Consider the following 22,409-nt stretch of genomic DNA (forward strand, 5'->3'; position numbering starts at 1 on the left):
GGTGGTTTCTATAATCGCCGCCCGCTTCTATTAAAAGGCCAATATCTTCATGGATCAGTTGACTGCCACGCTTAAGAAAATTGAAAAGCAGAACTACCGAGCTTATCAGCAAATCAAAGGTCAATACGACTTCACTGATTTCACTTTGTTTATCGATCATGTACAGGGTGACCCTTATGCATCGGCGTCACGTTTTCGTGCGACTCGCGCATGGTCTTTGACTGGTCTTGAGTGGCTAAGAGACGAGTCTCCTGCATTTCAAAGAGCTGCACGTGATTTTATTGCGCGTAGTTTTGAACAGTTTGCTAAACAAGAAAACTCAGTATCAATTTCACTGACAGGCCAAACTGTACTGGATAGCACCGCGGTGTTGTTTACTGAAGAAGGTATTGAACTGCGTTTTCGAGTTAACTTACCAGCCGAAGGTCGTTCAGTATTGGGGAAAAAAGCCAACAACATACTGACTTTCCACCTGCCTAAGTTTATCCGTCGAGCAACTTTAGAGCGTGAACTCGACAAAGCCGCTTTAATTAAGCACTGCCAAGTTGTTGAAGACCAAGATGCCCTACGAGAACAGTTAGAGGCCAATAACTTAGTCGCGTTTGTCGCAAACGGCAGTATTCTTCCTCGAATTGCAGGTAATTGCGACCTTCCAATGAAAGAAGCCGTTGAGTTTAAAGCCCCTGAATCTCTACAAGTCACTTTACATGCGCCAAACAAGGGCCATGTCACAGGATTAGGAATTCCAAAAGGTATCACACTGATTGTAGGTGGTGGCTTCCACGGTAAATCTACCTTATTAAATGCAATAGAGCGTTCAATTTACGATCATATTCCAGGAGATGGTCGCGAATACATTGTTGCCGATAACAAGGCTATGAAGATTCGTGCCGAAGATGGCCGATGCGTACACCACTTGAACCTGTCAAACTACATTAACCATTTACCGATGGGTAAAGATACGGCGGACTTTTCTACTCAAGACGCATCAGGCTCAACGTCGCAAGCCGCTTGGCTTCAAGAGTCTATTGAAGCGGGTGCAAGCACATTATTGATTGATGAAGATACTTCTGCTACCAACTTCATGATTAGAGATGAGCGTATGCAGGCATTGGTGGCAAAAGGTGATGAGCCAATTACTCCTCTCGTCGACCGCATTGGTCAATTACGAGATGATCTTGATATCTCTACCATTATCGTTATGGGTGGGTCGGGCGACTACTTAGACGTTGCCGATACCGTCATTCAAATGCACGACTACCAAGCCGTTGATGTGACTGAAAAAGCGAAAGAAGTTATCGCTCAGCACCCTACTCAACGCCATAACGAGTCAGAAGAACGTTTACAGACCTTCCCACCTCGAGCACTGAACCGCGTTGCGTTGATGAATATTCTTACTGACGGCAAGTTCCGTGTGAATGCGAAAGGCAAAGAGTCACTTCGATTTGGTAAAGAGTTTACTGATCTTAGCGCTTTGGAACAGATAGAGTCAGCCGATGAAGTCAACACAATTGGCTGGTTATGGTTCCAAATTGCTCAACTTCCAGGTTGGTGTAATCATCCGGCGAAGGAGATTGAAGAAATGCTGTCTGGTGAGTGGCATGCCGCTCTTCCTAAGCAAGGCGACTTAGCCAAACCACGCACACTAGACGTTATGGCTGCCCTCAACCGCATGCGAAAATCTCAGTTTAAGTCATCATGCTAGTTTTGATACGCTGACAGAGACAGTTCAATCAAAAGGCAGCTATAGTTAGCTGCCTTCCTTTATCTTTATTCTTAGCGAATCATTCGTTTCTCAGTACATTCCACGCTTCACAAAGAACTCTAAATCTTTCTGCATCGCCATTTTCTCGATCAGGATGCCAACGAAGCGCGAGTTTTCGCCATTGTTTTCTAATTTCCGCAGGCGTAGCGTCAGTGTTAAGTTCAAATAGTGACAGTGCCTTTGTCTTATCTACGCTGGCTACTGACGAACCACCGATGAACTTTTGATAAGTTGTCCAAAATTCATTCAACAGTCGACGCACTTCATCTTCGTCCGCTTCGTAATTGCGCCAATCTAAGTAATACTCACGCAAAGGATCATGAATATCGATCTTATGCCTCAAAGCTTCCATCGAAGACATGAGCTGAATATCCATGGCTTCGACTTGAAGCCAGCTATCCGGATACAGAGTGTCTTGCAGTTGATATAATGCATTCATGATCAGGAAATTTCTTTTGAATAAATCCTTATCGGGAGAGTCGTCCAGCTTTGAAATATAACCTTGTTCACCCAACGAGCTTGCCAAGGTGTGCACTTTCCAATTAGAGGGCTGTTTTCTCAGAATTTCTAACATTGGCCAAAGCAGCGGATTTTCTATTGCATGAGGCTCAATACTATTGACAGTACGTTGTCCTTCCATTCATCCTCTCTGACACGAGTTTAGGGCCCCATTCACGGCACAAAAAACATAATTTCCACTTTGTAGCATAAATGCAAAAAGGCCGATAGTCATTCACCATCGGCCTTTGTAAGGAGATCACGTAAAGGTTAAATAACCCCTAGCTCACGTAAACGTTCCATAAGGTAGCTATGTGCAGTGTAGCGTTCAGATAACACCACTTCCGGCTTTGGATGCAGGAACAACGGTAATGAAATACGTGACTTTTCTTGACGGCCACCCGTAGGGTTGATTACACGGTGAGTCGTTGAAGGGAAATAACCACCTGACGCTTCTTGAAGCATATCACCAATATTGATGATTAAGTTTCCGAAGTCACATGGTACATCGATCCAATCACCCTCTTTACTCTTTACTTGCAGTCCAGGCTCATTAGCAGCAGGCAAAACCGTTAACAGGTTAATGTCTTCATGCGCAGCAGCACGAATAGCGCCTGGCTCTTCTTCGCCTGTCATCGGTGGATAGTGAAGCACGCGTAGTAATGTTTTGTCACTGTTATTGATCATTTCTGACAACGCGATAGAGAACTTCTCTTGAACGTCCTTAGGTGCGTACGCTTCAACCCAACCTAATAGCTCTTGAGCAAATGCATTGGCACGCTCGTAGTACTCTAAGATTTCAGCTTTAAGCTGCTCTGGGATCTGACCCCAAGGGTAAACATGAAAGTACTCTTTGATGTCTTTCACTTTGTGCCCTTTCGCCACTTCAGACACAGAAGGTGGGAAGTAGCCATCTTGGGTGTCTACGTTAAAGTGAAAATCATTCTTTTGTTCTGAACAGAAAAACTCATGCCAGTTTTTGTAAATTGACTCTACAAGCTCTTGTGGAATCGGGTGGTTTTTCAACACACCGAACCCCGTTTCGCGTAGAGAGGTAACGAACTGTTGAGCAGCATCGTCAGCAAGATAATCGACAGTTTCCAGTTTCATGGCTTTACTTCTTTTTTATTAGACTGAATCATGGATTCTATGGATGGGCATGTTGTAAATCAAACTTTAATGAAAAGTGCACGCGCAAACGTTTTAATGTTGAGCAGTTTGCCAATAAATCAACATTTTCAGTGATCAAAAAACCCATTAAAATATCAATTGCACACCGTTCAATTAAGTGCAATCATTAACACAATCTATGGAGTCCCACTGTAAGATAAATTGAAGGATCAAATAACTCTATGAAAAGCACCTCGACACTCTTAGGATTAACGATTTTTTATGCCATCGTGTTTTTATTTTCTGCGTTGGAACCTAACTCACGTGCAGTTTGGTTTGCGGAGATTATCCCGGCGATTGGTATTCTTGTTGCTATTTGGGCGATTTCGATTCGCTATCAGTTCAGTAATACGGCTTACTTTTTAATGTTCATCTGGCTCTGTTTGCACACTATCGGTGCGAAATATACGTTCTCCGAAGTGCCGTTTGACTGGTTTAACGACATGATTGGTTCAGAGCGAAATAATTTTGACCGCATTGCGCACTTTTCAATTGGCCTTTACGCATATCCGATCGCTGAATACTTGATAAACAAAAAACGGTTCAACAAAGCGTTCTCTTGCTGGTTTGCTTTGTTTGCTATCATGTCACTTGCTGCTGGCTATGAGATTATCGAATGGTGGTATGCGGAATTGGCTGGTGGCGATGAGGGAATTGCCTTTCTGGGCTCGCAAGGTGACATATGGGATGCCCAGAAAGATATGTTGTGCGATACCGTTGGTGCAGTGTTGTCGTTATTCTTAATGTCGGCTCAACGTCGATTCTCTCAACCATTCTAAATAAGGGTTAAACCCATCAACAATTGGAACCTGTACGATTTGAGCGACCTCGTATTCGTGCAGGTTTTCTATTTTCTCTTCCACCAATTCATAGAGCTCTCGACGAGTTTTGATCACCAGCAACCATTCGTTGTCAGTACAAACCTCCCCTTTCCAAACGTAGTGGCTTTCAATAGGCATTGTTTGAATACACGCGGCTAATTGTGCATCTAGCAAACCTTTAATGATCTGATCTCGATTTTTTTCATTACTGGTTGTACTTAAAACCATGCAATAGTCATGTTTCATACTCATTTTCTAGCCCTTTATTATTTCATCGTCACTTTGCCGCCAATCATTTTGTAAGCGGGGGTTCCTCTTACTAAAGTATCTCTTGCAAACTCTTGTCCGCAAGCGGGGCAAATACATGGGGTTTGTGTGAAATCGTCAACAATGCGCTCTTTGAAGCATTTAACCAGTGCGCCTTTCCCGCCTTTACGGTACTTAAATAGTTGAGTTTTACATTTAGAGCAAAAGATATCGACGGTTTTCGTCGGTTGTTTTTTATTCGGTTTCGCCATGGTTACTTTCTATATCCGGTTTGACCCATACATTATTAAAATCAAACCAACCTAAGGCATTACACTTTGCATTTTGTAACGCACCGCTGTGGTCTTTATTCACGCCTAGCCAGCAGTGAAACATAGGAATCACCTGACAGCTTTTTACTAACTGTCGTCCTAGCTCACGCGCAGGAAAGTCTGTGTGCATGCCGGCACGCCATTGATCGACAAGTTTAGCCCATTCACTAAAATCGTAACCTGAACTGAACTTCTCAATATCACTGTAATCCAGGAGCCAGCCCGCCAACGCGTCATTTCGGTTCGTTGCAATGCCCATAGCTTTCACCCAGATATCCACTTCCTCCGGTGCGGGCGGTTGAGAATCATAACGAATAAACTCAACCTCTATACCGTGCGGTTTTAAGAGTGTCTTGATGGCCTTGGCAACTACTGGAAACATCGGATGCTTTTTCTGATACGCTACGGAAATTACCTTATTAGCCTGTGGTACGCTGCCCGCTTCTGCTGGCCTAAGATCAATCCAACCAGGCTTAAGGCCAAAGGCTTGCAATACTCCCAGTTCCATCACTTTATCTTGTGGAACATGCGAGTAAATCTGGTGACTGTTGAGGGTTTGCGAGAGGAACTCTGCCCAACGTGGATCTTTTGCAATCCCGGTGTTTTTGTTTAGTAATAGGAATGTACAGCCAGGGTCCAGCTCGACTTCATCGGATGAACCTTGTTTATCCATCTTCGGCTTTGACAGGCTTGGATAAACCATTGAAGAATAGGCTTCATCGATTACCCACACCTCCACTTGGTCAAGTAAAGGGCGAAAACCAAAGTAGCCATCAAAAGCAGTCAAAATAAGACGCTTATCATCATTCATTTTAACTTGGAACGGCCCTGTCCCTATCGGTTGTCTATCGAAGCTTTCAGAACGCAAAGCACTCGGTAGCAAAATTTTTGCTTGCGACTCACTCAGAGCCAGAGGAAGGTAGCGATCAGGACGGACGAGCTCAATATCAACGGTCCACTCTTGTGGTGAAGACACCCGCTTTATGTGAGAAAACAAGTTCAAGCCATTTAACGCAAGCACACTCTCAAGAACACAACTGGTTGTTAACGGTTCACCATTATGAAAGCGTACTCCACGACGAAGATAAAAACGCCAATGTGTATCAGAAATTGCTTCCCACGTGTGGGCTAAATCTGGTTGAAGTTGTTCATTTTCATCAAGGCGAGTGAGTCCGCTAAAAATTTGTCTGGCGATGTGCTGTTCAGAACGCCGCATCGGTTTCTGCGGGTTTAACATCGACAATGGTCGATAATAAGGCAAACGCACGACCTGCTCGCCCTGCCGATGTTGAAGCCCTAAATAACCTTGGATAACCTGCGTCAATCGTGCCGCATCGTTATCAAGCGCATCTAGAGCCTGACCGATTTTCCCTTCATCGAGATAACGCCTGGCGAGGTTTTCGCTGACATCGCTTCGATTACGTTTAAAAACGAGTTTCGAAAGTTTTCCTCGACCCGCTGCCGGATGCCACTCAATCCAGCCCTCTTCTTCAAGTTTATTTAGAACAATACGAGCATTACGACGTGTACAAAACAACGCTTCGGTGATGTCTTCGAGCTGAACGTCCGTATCGTGACCGGAAAATTTTTCAAACAGTGTTTCGAACTGAACACGTAAACGAGGGCTACTCATAAAGAGGAAATTCTTATCTTGTTGTCGATAAGCTAAGTTTCCTCATTTTTACCAAAAAGTGCAAACATCACACTATAAATTATTGAATATCGATACCAATTTCTCGCGAAAGTTCGGCCAGTTGTTCCTCGTTGTCCAGCTTGATAGACCATTTGCACTCTGCTCCATGAGATAAAACAACGTTCGCTCCTCTACCCAGCAACTGAATTGCATCGGTTTGCGCTTGCAAGGTTACCATTGCACTACCGGAGAGCTTAATCACTATTTCACGCTGGGTTGCAATGATTTTTCCTAATGAAAACTCAATCACCATCTTAGTTTATACCGACTTTGTTTTGTGTTGTTTCACAGCGATGGTCAAGCGACTGGTACACACTAAACGGCCTCGCTCATCAGTGATATCGATTTGCCACACTTGCGTTGAAATACCCAGATGAAGCGGTTTTGCCGTACCAATCACATGACCACTTCGCATGGCTCGCACATGGTTCGCGTTAATATCTAAACCGACGCAGTAGCTGCCCTCATCGACAGAGAAGTTTGCAGCTAATGAGCCTAATGTTTCTGCGAGCACGACTGATGCACCACCGTGAAGCATTCCTAAAGGTTGATGAGTAAAGCTGCATACGGGCATGGTTGCTGTAAGGGAGTCGTCAGTGAAATCTGTATATTTAATTTGTAGGTGCTCGATCAGGGTATTTTTTGACGTGGCATTCAGAATCTCTATGCTTACGGGCTTTTTCCATATACTCATTGTTTTACTCTTAGTTTCACAAACTGGTTTGTTAGGTTGTAACGATGTGCTAGGAAGCTAGCATAGACGCTACTTGGGCATAACTTCAAGACGTAACATCTCACCTTCTTTATTAATCAGATGAATAACTTGATCCATGCATCATGTTACTATTTGGGTATATACTATTGCTTCAAAACAAAAAATTAAATGGAGCCTGTTATGAAGGTATGGATGAAAGCCTCTGCTCTTTTAACTATCGCGGGTTTAACAGCGTGTAGCGCATCACCGACGGGTCGCAACCAGATCCTGATGTTTTCAGATCAGGAAATGTCATCGCTTGGCGCTAAATCTTTCGAACAAATGAAGAAAGATATCCCAATCAGCAAAGACCGCAAAACGAATGCCTACGTTCAATGCGTTGCCAAACACATCACTGACACCATTCCCGCTCAATCTGGATTTAAAGACTGGGAAGTCGTTGTTTTTGATAGTGAACAAGTCAATGCGTTTGCTCTACCAGGTGGGAAGATCGGCGTGTATACCGGGCTTTTAGATGTCGCGAAAAACCAAGATCAGTTGGCAACAGTCATTGGTCACGAAGTCGCTCACGTCCTCGCTGACCACAGTAATGAACGTCTCTCACAAAGTCAGTTAGCAAATGCCGGGTTGTCTCTAGCAAACGTTGCCATTGGCGCTTCCGAGTACAAACAGTATCAACAAATGACGATGGCGGCACTTGGTGTCGGTGTTCAATACGGTGTTATCTTGCCATACGGTCGTACTCAGGAATCCGAGGCTGATATTGTCGGGCTGGAATTCATGGCAAAAGCAGGTTTCGACCCACGTCAAAGTGTCGATTTATGGAAAAATATGAGTGCTGCATCAGGTGGTTCTCAACCACCTGAATTCTTCTCAACCCACCCATCGCACAGTACGCGCATTAAAGATTTACAAGCAACCATAAATAAGCTGCCTGCGTATAACGCGAAAGCACCAAGATGTGGCTAATTCATTGCTACTATCGTCTACTACTTAAGCTTGCCAAATAAAAAAGCTCCCTAGGGAGCTTTTTTATGATTCTAATCAAGTGCCCAATATCTGTAGCGGCAAACTTAACAAACTATCTCCGAGAGTGGCAAAATACCAGATGATAGAAACAAAACCTCCGACAGAGACCAAGTACCAAGCAAGTGAAAATAGTTGCCCATAACGGGTTAATGGCAATAAATGGCTTTGATGTCGAGCTCTCCATTCCATCACCACTTCCAACATTCCCATTAACAATAAAAACCCTAGCAACGTCAGACCGAAATAGTAACTGATAAAAATGCCTAATAAAGCGGTCGCAATACTGCCAGCTAACCCGACCCAAGTATTCATTGAGAAGGTAATACTTTTGAGCACATGGCCACCATCTAATGGTAAAATAGGCAGCAGATTAAATAGGTTTAGCAAGGCGTTAAACACAGCAAGCCCAGCGAAGATCACCTCACCAGTCATCCAATAAAGCAAAGTAAAAACTATACTAAGTACTAAACCGAAAAATGGTCCCATGATTGAGATAACCACGTCCTGCCAGCGCGTGTTTATCTTTTCGTCACTTAGCGCCAAACCACCTAGGAATGGAATCAAATAGATCCCTTTGGTCTTCATTCCAAAATACTTCATCGCTCTAATGTGACCATATTCATGAAAAACCAAGCAAGCGATCAACGCTAGCGCGAACTCGATGGAAAATAGCCAAGAATATGCAGCGAGACTTGCAGACGCTAACGCCACTTTAATAACTTTCGCACTTTTAAGTGCTTTCATCCCAAGAGATACGAGGCCTATTACACTTAAACGCTTTTCGGATGGTGGCGTAACTTCTGGCACTTGGCGCTCGATGTCTTTTTCATTTCGACAACCTTCGTTGACGAGCTCACCGTTAATTGTGACCTTGTAACTCAATTCAAACGGTTGCCATGTTAAAGAACACTCTAAATGACAGTTCAGGATTTCCTCACCCGCAGAGAGCTTAAACTGGTGTAGACAAGTCTCTGCGGTATTGTCACTGGCATCGATTTGAGACACCAACGTATTATCCCAATATAACTGCTGCCACCCAGCCATCGATCCTTCGAGCCTTAGCGAACGACCTAAAAATTCAACATTCAGTAATTCCAATGCGGTTCCTATTGCGTCTATTGAATAACTACATAGCGAGCGCGAATTATGCCTGTGAAGTGAAGAAACAGCAAAGCGAGCTATCTCTTGATTTGATCGTTATTTAACTATAAAGCTCGCAAAACAATTCTGGTCGTACCATTCTCTTCAAAAATATAAAGATAATACATGCCCTTACAAGCCATCGTTTGACCTATGCATCATATTTAAAACGCAAAATACGCTCAAACTTTGACAAGTTATTAAACATACAATTAACATTACATTTACATCATCGTTGTATTTCGCGTATTAACAATTGGTGTAAGTACCACACAACAATTACAAGGACTTCGGTCCAGCATTATGACACCCTAGGAGGGTCAAGGATGAACAAGAAGCACTGCTCTCTGCTTACAATTTCAATATTGTTTGCGTGTAATGCCCACTCAGCGGGCTTCCAGGTAGCTGAACATTCGGCATCTGGTCTTGGTCGAGCATTTTCAGGTGAAGGGGCTGTTGCAGATAATGCCAGCGTCCTTGCTCGTAACCCTGCAGCAATGACACTTTTCAAAGAAGCTCAATTTTCGGGCGCGTTATCTATCATCGACCCTGAAGTCGATGTGTACGACACTGTAAACAATGAACACGCGAAAGATGTCGCCCCTTTACAGATCGTGCCAGCAGGTTATTACATCAGCCCTATCAATGATAACTGGGCCTGGGGCATCGGTATGTTCACAACATACGGTGTTGCCACTGACTATCCAAATGATATTTCCGCAGGTGATATGGCGGGTGACACTTCCCTACTTTCAGTAAACATCAACCCTAATGTCGCTTACCGTATCAACGAGTCTTTCAGTGTCGGTGGTGGTATCAACCTAGTATACGCTGAAGCAGAGCTGACTCGTCACAAAGGCGCACTCGCCGGTATTTTAGGTGGTAATAAGTCCGATAACCTTGTCGGCATGGAAGGTGAAACTTTCGCTTGGGGTTGGAATGTCGGCGCTTTATTTGAGCTAAATGAAAACAACCGTTTTGGCTTTGGCTACCGCTCTAAGGTTGATCTAGATTTTGATGACGGTGAGTTTAGTAGTTACGACTCTGGTCGAGCTTCATCACCAAAAGTTGATGGCCGTTTAAAAATCTCTCTCCCTTCAATTATCGAATTATCGGCTTTCCATCAACTGAATGAACAATGGGCTGTACATTACGGCTGGCAACAAACCGACTGGAGCACATTTAAAGAACTAAAAGCGACCAGTAACGAATGTAATGACGGAGTATGTTTCTTTAAACCTGAGAAATATGAAGACAACAATCGCTACTCCGTTGGTGCAACTTACATACTTAATACAGACTGGACATTCCGTGCAGGCTTTGCGTACGACGAACAAGCAGGTGAAGCGACATTGAGTATCCCTGACAGTGACCGTTTTTGGTACAGCGCGGGCCTAACTTACGCAATGAGTGAGAATTTAACTTTCGATGCAGGCTTTGCACTTGTTAAGAGTAAATCAGGCTCTTTCACTGAGACAAATGCTCTGGGTGAAGAGATTAAGTTTGACTCAGAAGGTACTGCTTACATCAGCGCGGTACAGATGAACTACACCTTCAAATAATGGGATTACGGAGTAAACCAATGAAACACACGTTTAAATTATCAATGCTTTGTTCTGCAATCCTTCTTGCTGGTTGTGGTGATGATACCTCCAGCTCTGGTACTTCCGACAAAGTTCAATTTGAAGATGAAGTCCAAGCATTGCTTGATCGCGAAACATCCATCAGTTTTACGCTTCAAGGAGCGAACGCAGATGTACCGGCACCGTCTTACTTATTAATGGACACAAGCGATGGTACGCTTGGTCTGCCAACTGATGGCGATGATGCTTTAACCAACCCTAGAGCCTCAATGAACACGATGGATGGATGGTCAACGTCTATGCCAATCGTTCTTCACTTCAACGGCGACGGTTTTGCAACGGGCATGCTGTCGTCTGGTGTTAAAGTCATCAAGATTAACCAACGCTTAACCGAGTGGGACGGTAAATCTAACCCAATCGAAGAGGTACTCGTTCAGAATCAGGACTACGTAGTTCAAGCAAAAGGTAGCTCTCTATACATCCAGTTCTTGGCTGCACTTGATGAGTCAAGCGAGTACATTTTTGCGGTTACACAAGATGTTACTGACGTGAATGGTGAGCCAATTGGTACATCAGCAAGTTATGCGACTGGTAAATCGAAAGAAATCGTTTATGAAACTGGCGACCTTGCTTCTGTTCAAGCAGTCACTCAGGCGGTTGAAGGCATTTTTGGTCTAGCTCAAGTTGACCCTAACGACATCGTTTACTCCTCATGGTTCAGTACCCAGTCTGTAGGTGATACGTTAGCGGCAGTCAAAGGAGTAACCGCTACTGGTTTTTCTACTGGCGCAAACACACTAAATACCGTTTACAAAAATGACTCAAACGAAGGTTCAGTAGACTTATCAACGGCCTACACAATAACGCTCGGTGAAACCCAAGACTTTAGCACTGCGCTAGACTCTGACGATGACTTTAGTAAATACATTAGCGATCTAGACGCAGCTAAAACGGCAATTAAAGGCCTTTACATGCAATCAGGTGCCGATGTAAGCGTGACACAAGGTGTGGTAAGACTGCCTCATTACTTGGAAAAAGGCGCAAGCTGGAACATGCAACCAATGGTATCTGCGATGCCAAGCCTAGCGAAGCTAAGCGCAGCATTAGCGGATCCGAACGAGCAAGCAAACATGGTTCAGCAGCTATCAACAGGCGTTTTTGCAAATGATCCTGTTGATGTGACAAAGCTTGCTACAGATCCTACAGAGCAGCTAAAACTTGTTGGAGCTAAGCTTACTCTTACCGATGGTACCCAGCTTGATAGTGAGCGTATTATTACTCGCTACTCGCCTGTTCCCGTAGTGAAATCGGTTGAAGATGTCGAAGTACTGGTCTTCACACCTAAATCTGGCGTCGCGACAGACGTTGTGATTTATCAACACGGCATCACCTCTGCGAAAGAGAATGCGTACGCGTTCGCGTTCAATATGGTAAAAGCAGGTGTGGCAGTTATCGCTATTGACTTACCTATTCATGGTACGCGCAGCTTAGATGAACAACGTTCCGCAAATGCGAATGTACTGGCTTATCTAAATCTTTCCAACTTAGCCGTTGCGCGTGACAACCTACGTCAAAGTGTTCTGGATGTGTTAGGTTTGCGCGCTAGCTTGGTAGTATCTGCTCAAGGCGGTCTTTTAGCTGGAGGTCCTCTGCAAGGCTTCAACCCAATGACGGGTTCAAAAGTCAAAATGCTAGGTCATTCACTTGGCGGTATTGTCGCTACATCTGCCGTCGCAGCAGCAAACAATACATTGGGCAGCTCTACTGCGGATGCGCTGTACACCTTTAGTTCTGCATCAGTACAGAACTCTGGTGGACAAATTGGTAATTTGTTACTGGGTTCAGACAATTACGGCCCTCAGATCAAACATAACCTCGCTTATGCAGCATCAAAAGACTATGCGAATTACGCTGATGCATCATGTGCGGATCTAGAAGATAAAACATGTTACGAAGCATTTGAGGCTGCGGCAACGGAAGCTCAAGTAGCAGCGCTAGAAGCAGGTTTCTCACAATTTATCTATGCAGCACAGACTACACTAGACACTGTCGATCCGTTCACAAACGCTTCAGATTTAGTGGCATCTGGTTCGCTAACGACACCATTCTTTATGACAGAAGTGGATGGCGATAGCACAGTACCAAACAGCGTTCCAAATGCACCATTCGCGGGTACTGAACCGCTTGCTAATAAGCTAGGGTTGAAGACTGTGAACAGTACGGACACTACTGTGAATGCAACTGCGAGCTTTGTACAGTTTAATGCTACTGCATCGCACAGTACTTTTGCTTCGCCAAATGGCACTTTGTCTGATATTGATCATCATGTAGAGATGCAGATGGAAAACACTGACTTCTTAATGGATGACGCACTAACAGGTGTCACTAACACTTCTGTTTTGAAGTAATCGCAACGCCCTTCCTACCAAAGCCCAGTTTCTACTGGGCTTTTTCATTTCAATTGTATTCAAACCCACTCATATTTCCTCTGCTATAGTTAAAACGATGTCTTTGCCTAACTCACTTGTTTAAAAGGAAAACTCTATGCGCGTATTGACTGTTATTGCCACTGTATTACTTCTTGCTGCATGCGGAAGTAGCCAATATCTGATGTCGACAAATGAAGGGAAAATTATTACCTCTTACGGTAAACCAGACCTGAACGAGGAAACGGGTATGTACGAGTATGAAGACATGGATGGTAAAGAAATGAGTATTTCAAAAGAGCAAATTGTCCAGATTGTCGAACGTTAACGACAGGCCCTCTGTAAATTAGAGGGCTATGTTCTAGCCACCCTCTCTCTACATTTACCTCTTTTAGGTTTGTAATCGTTGTAGAAATTGACACAACCAATTCATAAACCAAAACAATTAATAGTGTCTTTTATACTTCCGTATTATTTATTTAGCGAATATTTTACATCTTCACCTTAATCAGGTTGGAGTATTGTAAAATCTAATCTTTAATTCGCTAACACCCTTTTATTTCTCAGGATAAAGTGGATAATACCGCCACAAAATAACATTACTAAGGTGAGTCCTTATGTCTATTGAAGCTACTCTGCTTGCGCGCTGCGAGTCAAAATGTGAACTGTGTTCTTCTGAATCTCAACTAACTGCATACGCTGTCCCACCTCACGGTAATGTGACGGTTGATACTGCCATCATGGTTTGTGATAAGTGTCTGGGTGAGATCGATGAGCCAAAAGACATTAACCACTGGCGTTGTCTAAACGAAAGTATGTGGAGCCAGGTTCCTGCTGTACAAGTGACTGCATGGCGCCAACTCACTCGCCTAAACACAGAAAGCTGGGCTCAAGATGCTCTTGACATGATGTACATGGAAGAAGAGCAAATGAACTGGGCAATGAAAGGGATGTCTGCTGACGATAAAACGGTTGACTGTAACGGCACTGAACTTAAGAAAGGTGACGATGTAACAGTAATTAAAGACCTACCAGTAAAAGGCACTAACCAAGTAATCAAACAAGGTACAGTGATTCGTGGTATTAGCCTTGGCGATGATCCAAAGCTAGTTTCGGGTAAGGCAAATGGTGGTCAGTCGATGTACGTGATCGCAGAATACTGCCGCAAGAAGTAATATCGCACTTCAGTCATGTCTACCTCCTCTAGAGTGTTTCTTTTCTAGGGCGTAGGTTGAGTAGGCATGTTTTACAAATAAAAAAAATACCGGCTCATAGGCCGGTATTTCTTACACTATTTCAATATCAACGGTACATACCGATGTCTTTTTGAATATGTGCTGACAAGTCTTCTGCGTAGTAACTGCGTGGCGCAGTGTTATCTACAAATAGAATGTCCAGTAAGTGAGCAATCAGTCCTTTGAAGTTAACCGCGTAGGTTTTCTTATCCATAGAGGTTGGTAAAGCTACATTTGTCATTTGCATTGCTTGTGCCATGATTGCCTCTCTTTAAAAGCAGTAGTCTGTTTAGTTGGTTGTATATTAGTCAGTTTCTTATTGTTTAAGAAATGACAAATTTTACCCATTCAAATTAGAATTTCTAATAAAACAAACTCATTACAAAACTCAAAAATACAAATGAATAATAACAGCATAAATAATCACAATTGCTGTAATTACATTGAATAACTGAACATTACCTGCATAATTGCCCCTTAAGCAACAACATATATTTAACAATATTTTTCGTTATTTCTTTTGATTTTAGTGCTTACTTTATATTTTTTGATTAGTAATATTAACGCTAGTTTGACGCTTCGCTTTATTTTTTAGGAGTGATGCAACCACTGCCGATGTCATCACAACAACTAAAAATGTGAGAGACCATGCTGTCGGAATCTCATATTCTGTTCCAACCAATAGCATTTTTACCCCGATAAACATCATGATTACTGATAATGCTGGTTTTAAGTATACAAACTTGTCTAACATTGCTTGAAGAACAAAGTACAGCGATCGCAAACCCAGTAATGCAAATACGTTCGCGGCTAAGACTAAAAATGGCTCTCGCGTTACCGCGAATATAGCTGGTATAGAATCCAACGCAAACATAACGTCCATTACTGCAATGACACCAACAACGATCAGCATCGGTGTTGCCACCCACTTACCAGCTTGCTTTAAGATTAAGCGATTTCCTTGGTAGTCATCTGTAACTGGCAATACCTTTCGAATCAACTGCTCCGGATATGGATTAACCTCTTCTGCTTCGCCTTTGTCGCGAGCTAGCTTAACACCCGTCCAAATAAGAAAAGCAGCAAATAAGTACAATACCCAGTGATACTGTGCAAGTAACTGAGCACCAACCGCAATCATGACAGCGCGTAAAACTAGCGCACCTATCACCCCCCAAAGCAATGCTCTCGGACGCAAATGCTCCGGCACACTGTATTTTGCAAAGATGATGGCAAACACAAACAAGTTATCAACGCTTAACGACTTCTCTAGTAAGTAACCAGTTAAGAATGAAATCGTTGCTTTGTCGTTCGTATAAGCGCTATGTGGCGCGTAAAAGTCCCAGAATAAATAAATAGAACCTGCAAAAACAAAGGCAAGCAAGAACCAAAAAACACTCCAAACGATGGCTTTTTTCATCGTGATAGCGCCACCACGTGTTTGATAGATATCAAGCGTAACAAGAACAAGGGTAAATAAACCAAAAGCACCATACATCGCTAATGATTCTTGAAGAGGCACCGATTGGCTCAATTGGGTGGTATTTTCGATAAGAGACATATTTCCTCCCATGGCGGAAGGACTTCGTTTGGTGACCTTCCGCAGACAATAACAACCAACAGCCACATAACGATTATGTGCTGCTAGTCAATGAATGCGTTGGTCTCGTTGAAGTGTTGACGTGAATGAACCACGTAACACCTTTACTTACCGGATAAGCTGATGCTTAACGAGATGACGATAAGTAAACTTGCGCTAACTACTCCCCAAACGCCGACATAATAACGCCGAGCGTCAGGCTTTCCAACAAAAAAGCCTTGTCTTATCGAAATAAAATTCTTATCAAAAATCAGGAAGCACTATAAAAAGAAAGAAATGGATTCAACCACCTGAACTTTAGTAAACAGACAAAAAGCAGCAAATGGATCAAGACAAACTCTTCATTGGTTAGAGCCCTAACGGGGAAGATAGATACAAAAAAGGAGCATTACTGCTCCCTTTTGTAACATCCACATTCTTAGCAATTCAAAAGCCGCTTAGAGGCACAAAGTAGACCAGTGTTGACCAAATTGCGATCCAGGCAACCACGACTGCCGTATCTGCCCAATCTTTCTTCCACATACTGCCATCCTCATCAACCCATGTAGTAAGTGGAGAGCAGCAAAATCAATACCAGTATCTATTATCGACGTCGCTTTGTGTAAAGTTTGTGACTTTGATTCAAACAGTTTGGCTCATCGGTCAGGAGTTCAATAAAACAATCAGCCATGGACAAACTGGTCACACGTCCTTCTCCTTTCATCTCCTGCAATGCGTCGTACCCCTCTTTCCCTTTCATCGTATAGGCAGAAGAAGTCCCTCGATACCAAACATCATCTTGAACACCAACCCATTGTTTGCCATCAAAAATCACTAATGATTGAACTCTTTCACCTTTTGGGGCATCTGCGTGGTACTCGAAGTTTAAATTGTAAGTGTACGGATAACTGCCAGATCCAGTGCCTTCTACGCCATTGTTGAGTGCATTATTTATCGCGCCTTCAAGTGCACGGCGAATAGCGCTGCCTTTTACATCGTAAAAGCCGATAGGAACGGCAAAAGGCAACAGCCGTCCGGCAATGTCTGCCACTGTAATGTTGCCAGGGTTCAAAGAGGTTCGCACGCCACCCGCATTATGAATTGCAAATTGAACGTCATATCCACGTTTGTTTAAACAGTGCAGAAATGATCGGGCAACGGAGGAAGCCAACTCACTCTCACCAAATTCATCGGGAATTCTCACATGACGCTTTTTGGTGTCAACACTAGCAATGACTTGTGACTGTAACTGCCTGACCTGAGGAATATATTTATCGCTCAGGATCGCTTGAGTTTCCGGGTGTTTCTTACAAACCACGACATTCGGTTGACCATGGATGAAGTCGCACGCGGTTTCGAATACACCTTGGTCGAGCTGTTGGTTTAGCGTCGAGTCCCAAAAAATACGTCGACCAAGCAACAGTTCATTTTGTCCACTCAACATCGTTGCTTTACCGTGTTCATCAAACTCAATGACGCAGTGCCCCATTGTCAAAGCATGGAAACCCGCTTGCACCACATAGGTATCATTAATTTTGATACCGTAGGGATCGTCTTGTCCTAACCCTATTGATGAAAAATCACCTTGCAACCGGTGGCTGTGTCCACCAACAATTATACCAATACCTGCGACTTGCTCAGCTAACTCTAAATCACCTTCATAACCTAAGTGGCTCAGAAGAATAATATTTTTTATACCTGATGAATGGATTTGTTTTACGGTCGCCTTGGCGGTTTCAATTGCTGAGTGAAAAGGCGTGTCTGCATCAGGGTTTGCGATGTCGCTCATTTTATCTATGGATAATCCGAAAATCGCGACCCGCTCACCATGGAATTCTTTAACAATGTATTGAGCGCTCTGTGTATCCGGTTGGTAACTATATACATCCTTGCAATCACTGATACGGTGAGGTTTTTTAAGTGATTCATTGGATAAATCCCAGTTGCCAGCAAGCAATGGGAACTGAGTACGTTGGCAAAACAATGCAACTGGCTCATTCCCCATATCTAATTCATGATTGCCTAACGCCATTGCATCAATCTTTAATGCGTTCAATAAGTCGGCATTGGCTTTGCCTTTAAATAGTGAGAAATACAGCGTGCCTTGGAAGCAATCTCCGGCATGGAGGAACAACATCCCGTGACCTTGGCGCTGAGCATCATCTCTTAACTGCTCGACTCGGGTTGCGATACGAGAAAAGCCGCCAGCACTGACATAAGGCTCTAGCGTGAGTTCATTGTTTATCTTAAGCTTTAACTGTAATGACGTTGGTTCAAAGTAGGAATGTGTGTCATTGATGTGTGCCAGTTTGATTCTCACTGGCTTATGATTGTTATTCATCTTCATCTTCTCTTTTTTCATTCCTTATAATAATAAGAAGTGAATCATGACAGAATCATGAATTTTATGAAACTGCGATTTAGGATTTCATGTTTAAGTGATCACGATGCTGTCCCCCAGCTTTGAAAGCAAGCCTCGCTTGTAACGGTCTCTATTCAGTAAGAGGCTCTCGTAATTTTGTGAACTGAGCTTAACTCAAAAATTCCGAATTCATATATGCTTAGGAGTAGCAAAATAACTCTCGATAATTCAAATAATTGCAAGGAGGATTGAGATGAGACTAGAACGCATCGAAATCTCCGGGTTTAGAGGCATCAAACGCCTTTCACTCTCTTTTGACGAACTCACCACGCTTATCGGTGAAAACACGTGGGGCAAATCATCATTGCTCGATGCCCTTTCCATCGCACTACCTGCCAATGGCTCATTGTATCAATTCAAACTGAAAGATTTTCACGTTGACTACTCAATTTCTCATCCACAAACACAACACTTACAGATCATTGTTTGTTTTAAAGCACAGGATAAAAACGAAGTAAAAGCGGGACGCTACAGACGCATAAAGCCTACATGGTGCACCAACGAAGATGGTGAGCAAGTCATTTACTATCGTATTAGTGCGTCTCGCGATGAGCACGGCATTAATACAAAGTACGCGTTTTTGGATCATAACGGCAAACCCAAAAAACTTCACCACTCAGAGAAACTCGCTATTGAGTTAATGACACTTCACCCTGTAATCCGACTACGTGACTCCCGACGCTTCCCAGATTTAAACCATGTCAACGGCGATGGTAAAAATGCTCGGATTGAAAAACGAATCAACAACACCTGTCGACGCTTATTGGCTATGCCTGGTCATGTGAATAAAGGTGAGATTCGTAGTAGCCTCGACTCAATGCAAACGCTTGTTGAACACTATTTCGCGTTCAGAAGTGTCAGTAAAGGCAACCCACGCAAACCTCGTGATGGTCTTTTCTATACAAGCCCTTCCTCTGATAAAGGCTTGAGTCAGTTCTTGAAAGAAACCAATGACAAACAAAGCCGCTTGCTCTTAATGGGGTTACTCAATGCCTATCTTCAAGCTAAGGGCCCCACTGATTTAAGGCGCTGTGCGAGACCAATACTGATCATTGAAGATCCAGAAGGTCGACTGCATCCAACTCATCTAGCGAGAGCGTGGTCCTTATTGCAATTATTGCCAATGCAAAAGATATTAACCACCAACAGTGGCACGTTACTCGGTTCTGTTCCACTGTATTCAATTCGACGTTTAATTCGGCTATCAGACAGAACCATCGCTAAGAGTTTAAACTCAACAAAGTTTGGTCGAGATGAGTTGCGCCGAATTGGTTTCCATATTCGTTTTCATCGTTCAGGAGCATTATTTGCGCGGTGCTGGTTACTTGTTGAGGGCGAAACCGAAGTTTGGCTTTTTCATGAACTGGCTCGTCAATGCGGGTATGACTTGGCTGCCGAAGGGGTTCAAATCGTTGAGTTTGCTCAATCAGGTCTAAAATCACTCATCAAAGTAGCAAAAGAGTTTGGTATTGATTGGCATGTCGTTACCGATGGCGACCCAGCAGGGAAAAAGTACGCGCATGCAGTACGAGCACAGCTCGACCATGATCAGGAAAGGCATCGACTTACGGAATTACCCGACCGAGACATCGAGCACTTTCTGTACAACAATGGGTTTGAACTTTTCTTTAAGGACATCATCAAAGTTCCTCATGACCACCCTATCCCTGCTAAAAAAGTCGTAAATCGTGTTTTGAAAAAACATGCAAAACCGGACTTAGCTTTGGCTATTGTTTCTCATTGTGAAGAGAAAGGCATGGAGTGTATTCCTGTTCTTCTGCGCTGGACACTTAAACGCGTTGTTACCATGGCCAACGGCAATACATGAGTTAGGCGTATTTTACACTCAGCGTATTGTCTTGTAATACAAAAAAAGCACACCAATTTGGTGTGCTTGTATCAAACATCATTAATTTTGATTAAGGGTATTGAGAGGGATAAAACTCAATACACAGTGGATACCAATAAGATCGGGGGTTCACTACTGTGCTTGCTCAGCAAGCGAAGATGAAGTAGCGGTTGATTTCGTATGCAACCATAGCCCTGTCGCTTTCATTAGATAGCCAAACACACCACCTAGCAACAACGATGGAATAACAAGTTGCCAGTTTCCGTCAGCCGCAAATGTTGCGCATGAACCAATAAAAGTACCAGGGATGTACGCGAGCCAAGCCTGTTTAGCTTGAATACACATGAAGAATGCCACAATAGCGGTAATCACATAGCCAATAATTTCCAACCCCACGTAAGTGGAACCGTGAATAATTACCATTGCCCAGAATACGCCTGTCATATTGGTGATTAAGCTGATGCCTAGTCCTTTCAATCCGCTCGTTGGCGCTGCAAAGTAGCTCGTGCAACCTAAAAAACCAGCCCAAGAAAGCAAACCTAAAGAGATGGCGATCCAACCCCATACGCCAGATAAAATTCCAGTAGTGATAGAAATAGCTAAAAGTGTCGTCATGGTAGTCATACCTGCTCGGCTATTATCGTACCTATATGGTTCAATAACTGCCTTCATACATTGAAATCAAGGACACATGTTAGATACATCAGCTCAGCTTATCGGTGATATTGATCACAATAAGATATTATTATTTTCACAATTTACATCAAAAGCTTGACGCAACCGATAAATCAACAGATTTAGGGAATAAACCCAACTCATCTCGTAGGCATGTTTAATCAACCTTTAAAGAACTGAAGGCTTCCCCTTCATCATTCGCAGTCCCTCTCTTTTAATGCAGTCGACTAATGGGTTTTCTGCCATATCTGAGCGCCATATAAATGAAAGCGTCCTTTCCATTTTTAACTCAGGTACATTTAATGCCACAAGATGACCTGCTTCTATATATCGCTCTACATCTAAATACGGTAAGCAAGTAAGGTACTGACCATTAGCAACTAAACTACGTAACACCGGAACGTGTTCGTACTCGCGCCACACATCCAAATCTTCAATAAGGTGGTGAATAGAACTATCAAATGTTTTTCGTGTGCCAGAGCCATGCTCTCTTAGTACCCACTTCGCTTGCTCTAACTGCGCAAGGCTAACAGACTGATTACGCGCAAAAGGATGATGAGAAGCTGCGACAACAGTAAGATGATCACGACACCATACTTCTTGGTGTAAACGGTTATCATCACAGCGCCCTTCAATAATCCCTAAGTCATACTTGTAATCTAATACCCCATCAATCACCCCTTTTGTACTTTGTACACCGAGAGAAATACGCATTTCTGGAAAGTCATTATCAATGATACTGATAAGGTCGGGAACTAAGTGCTCTGCTGGGGTTTGACTCGCTCCCATACGAATCTCACCACTCAATAAATGTTGCTCATAGAAGCCCATTTCAATCTGCAATGCATCTTGTAGCAAGCGTTTTGCTTTTGGTCGTAACCACATCCCCCAATGGGTTAACGCCATTTGCTTGCCTTGCCTCTCAAACAACGGCCTGCCAAGCATCTTCTCTAATTGCGCAAGCGACATGCTCGTCGCTGATTGTGTCAAAGCCAATTTTTCTGCGGCTTGGCTTACACTGCCGGTATCTGCAACTGCGTCGAAAACCGCTAATTGCTTAAGTGAGTAGCGCAAAGTGTCCTCCATTATTAGTGGGTATTTCCCAATCCCCACAATTGTTAAAGCATGCCCCAATAAGCAATAGAGTTCATTTTACCTGGCCCCGTAAAGTTATCAATTAATTTGATGAGGTTTCTAAATATTATCAATTTTACCTTACTAACCGTTCTCCCTA

21 protein-coding genes are annotated in these 22,409 nt (G+C 43.3%); 8 read left to right on the forward strand and 13 right to left on the reverse strand.

The window, feature by feature from the left end; all coding sequences use genetic code 11:
• Positions 1 to 49 precede the first annotated feature (49 nt).
• Complete coding sequence (locus R7E47_RS15060; RefSeq protein WP_017821933.1) at positions 50 to 1,705, forward strand: ABC-ATPase domain-containing protein; 1,656 nt, start codon at positions 50 to 52, stop codon at positions 1,703 to 1,705.
• 79 nt (positions 1,706 to 1,784) lie between these two features.
• On the opposite strand, the gene R7E47_RS15065 is transcribed toward R7E47_RS15060, so the two are convergent.
• Both R7E47_RS15065 and R7E47_RS15070 read right to left on the reverse strand, forming a co-directional pair.
• Positions 1,785 to 2,405, reverse strand: coding sequence for a DNA-J related domain-containing protein (locus tag R7E47_RS15065; RefSeq protein ID WP_005376328.1), 621 nt, complete (start codon positions 2,403 to 2,405; stop codon positions 1,785 to 1,787).
• Positions 2,406 to 2,533: 128 nt separating this feature from the next.
• A complete protein-coding gene (locus R7E47_RS15070; protein WP_005386285.1) occupies positions 2,534 to 3,373 on the reverse strand; it encodes an isopenicillin N synthase family dioxygenase in 840 nt (279 codons plus the stop codon).
• 242 nt (positions 3,374 to 3,615) lie between these two features.
• On the opposite strand from R7E47_RS15070, the gene R7E47_RS15075 reads away from it, so the two are divergent.
• Positions 3,616 to 4,212: a DUF2238 domain-containing protein gene (locus R7E47_RS15075; RefSeq protein ID WP_017821932.1), complete on the forward strand. Its 597-nt coding sequence runs from the start codon at positions 3,616 to 3,618 to the stop codon at positions 4,210 to 4,212.
• Here the strand turns inward: R7E47_RS15075 and cutA are convergent.
• The 5 genes from cutA to R7E47_RS15100 all read right to left on the reverse strand — a co-directional run bounded on the left by cutA (position 4,174) and on the right by R7E47_RS15100 (position 7,219).
• The gene (gene cutA, locus R7E47_RS15080; protein ID WP_017634166.1) at positions 4,174 to 4,506 is read right to left on the reverse strand and encodes a divalent-cation tolerance protein CutA; all 333 of its coding nucleotides are present in this window, start codon (positions 4,504 to 4,506) and stop codon (positions 4,174 to 4,176) included. The two genes, R7E47_RS15075 and cutA, sit on opposite strands and share 39 nt — an antisense overlap.
• A gap of 14 nt (positions 4,507 to 4,520) precedes the next feature.
• The gene (locus R7E47_RS15085; protein ID WP_005376334.1) at positions 4,521 to 4,772 is read right to left on the reverse strand and encodes a hypothetical protein; all 252 of its coding nucleotides are present in this window, start codon (positions 4,770 to 4,772) and stop codon (positions 4,521 to 4,523) included.
• Positions 4,756 to 6,465 carry an SgrR family transcriptional regulator gene (locus R7E47_RS15090; protein WP_017821931.1) on the reverse strand — a complete coding sequence of 570 codons (1,710 nt, stop codon included), beginning with the start codon at positions 6,463 to 6,465 and terminating at the stop codon, positions 4,756 to 4,758. Before R7E47_RS15090 ends, R7E47_RS15085 begins: the two co-directional genes overlap by 17 nt.
• A gap of 79 nt (positions 6,466 to 6,544) precedes the next feature.
• Positions 6,545 to 6,778, reverse strand: a complete 234-nt coding sequence (locus tag R7E47_RS15095) for a DUF3389 domain-containing protein (protein WP_005376338.1) — start codon at positions 6,776 to 6,778, stop codon at positions 6,545 to 6,547.
• 6 nt (positions 6,779 to 6,784) lie between these two features.
• Positions 6,785 to 7,219: a hotdog fold thioesterase gene (locus R7E47_RS15100; RefSeq protein WP_005376340.1), complete on the reverse strand. Its 435-nt coding sequence runs from the start codon at positions 7,217 to 7,219 to the stop codon at positions 6,785 to 6,787.
• A gap of 201 nt (positions 7,220 to 7,420) precedes the next feature.
• Here R7E47_RS15100 and R7E47_RS15105 point away from each other — a divergent pair, with 201 nt between their 5' ends.
• The gene (locus tag R7E47_RS15105; RefSeq protein ID WP_017634168.1) at positions 7,421 to 8,209 is read left to right on the forward strand and encodes a M48 family metallopeptidase; all 789 of its coding nucleotides are present in this window, start codon (positions 7,421 to 7,423) and stop codon (positions 8,207 to 8,209) included.
• A gap of 75 nt (positions 8,210 to 8,284) precedes the next feature.
• Here R7E47_RS15105 and R7E47_RS15110 read toward each other — a convergent pair whose 3' ends face one another.
• Entirely contained in the window at positions 8,285 to 9,313 is a 1,029-nt protein-coding gene (locus R7E47_RS15110; protein WP_318084575.1) for a site-2 protease family protein, read from the reverse strand.
• A gap of 422 nt (positions 9,314 to 9,735) precedes the next feature.
• Between R7E47_RS15110 and R7E47_RS15115 the strand changes: the two genes are divergently transcribed.
• The 4 genes from R7E47_RS15115 (at position 9,736) to R7E47_RS15130 (ending at position 14,593) form a co-directional block, all read left to right on the forward strand.
• A complete protein-coding gene (locus tag R7E47_RS15115) occupies positions 9,736 to 10,971 on the forward strand; it encodes an outer membrane protein transport protein (RefSeq protein ID WP_017821929.1) in 1,236 nt (411 codons plus the stop codon).
• Between the two features lie 20 nt (positions 10,972 to 10,991).
• On the forward strand, positions 10,992 to 13,400 hold the full coding sequence (locus tag R7E47_RS15120; RefSeq protein WP_258659306.1) for a VolA/Pla-1 family phospholipase: 2,409 nt from the start codon (positions 10,992 to 10,994) through the stop codon (positions 13,398 to 13,400).
• A gap of 136 nt (positions 13,401 to 13,536) precedes the next feature.
• Positions 13,537 to 13,746, forward strand: coding sequence for a YgdI/YgdR family lipoprotein (locus tag R7E47_RS15125; RefSeq protein ID WP_005376349.1), 210 nt, complete (start codon positions 13,537 to 13,539; stop codon positions 13,744 to 13,746).
• A gap of 289 nt (positions 13,747 to 14,035) precedes the next feature.
• Positions 14,036 to 14,593, forward strand: a complete 558-nt coding sequence (locus R7E47_RS15130; protein ID WP_005376350.1) for a PhnA domain-containing protein — start codon at positions 14,036 to 14,038, stop codon at positions 14,591 to 14,593.
• 127 nt (positions 14,594 to 14,720) lie between these two features.
• Here the strand turns inward: R7E47_RS15130 and R7E47_RS15135 are convergent, their stop codons facing one another.
• The 3 genes from R7E47_RS15135 to R7E47_RS15145 form a co-directional block, all read right to left on the reverse strand.
• The gene (locus R7E47_RS15135) at positions 14,721 to 14,912 is read right to left on the reverse strand and encodes a hypothetical protein (protein WP_005376351.1); all 192 of its coding nucleotides are present in this window, start codon (positions 14,910 to 14,912) and stop codon (positions 14,721 to 14,723) included.
• A gap of 279 nt (positions 14,913 to 15,191) precedes the next feature.
• The gene (locus tag R7E47_RS15140) at positions 15,192 to 16,211 is read right to left on the reverse strand and encodes a TerC/Alx family metal homeostasis membrane protein (protein WP_318084565.1); all 1,020 of its coding nucleotides are present in this window, start codon (positions 16,209 to 16,211) and stop codon (positions 15,192 to 15,194) included.
• 622 nt (positions 16,212 to 16,833) lie between these two features.
• Positions 16,834 to 18,576, reverse strand: a complete 1,743-nt coding sequence (locus tag R7E47_RS15145; protein WP_005376363.1) for a bifunctional metallophosphatase/5'-nucleotidase — start codon at positions 18,574 to 18,576, stop codon at positions 16,834 to 16,836.
• 268 nt (positions 18,577 to 18,844) lie between these two features.
• Here R7E47_RS15145 and R7E47_RS15150 point away from each other — a divergent pair, with 268 nt between their 5' ends.
• Entirely contained in the window at positions 18,845 to 20,479 is a 1,635-nt protein-coding gene (locus R7E47_RS15150; RefSeq protein ID WP_017634174.1) for an ATP-dependent endonuclease, read from the forward strand.
• 153 nt (positions 20,480 to 20,632) lie between these two features.
• Here R7E47_RS15150 and R7E47_RS15155 read toward each other — a convergent pair whose 3' ends face one another.
• Positions 20,633 to 21,115 (reverse strand): DUF1097 domain-containing protein, encoded by a 483-nt coding sequence (locus R7E47_RS15155; protein WP_017634175.1) that lies wholly within the window; start codon positions 21,113 to 21,115, stop codon positions 20,633 to 20,635.
• A 228-nt stretch (positions 21,116 to 21,343) separates the two neighbouring features.
• Positions 21,344 to 22,249 carry a LysR substrate-binding domain-containing protein gene (locus tag R7E47_RS15160; protein WP_005376369.1) on the reverse strand — a complete coding sequence of 302 codons (906 nt, stop codon included), beginning with the start codon at positions 22,247 to 22,249 and terminating at the stop codon, positions 21,344 to 21,346.
• Positions 22,250 to 22,409 lie beyond the last annotated feature (160 nt).

The organism is Vibrio sp. Vb1026, from assembly GCF_033338745.1.
Lineage (GTDB): Bacteria > Pseudomonadota > Gammaproteobacteria > Enterobacterales > Vibrionaceae > Vibrio > Vibrio alginolyticus.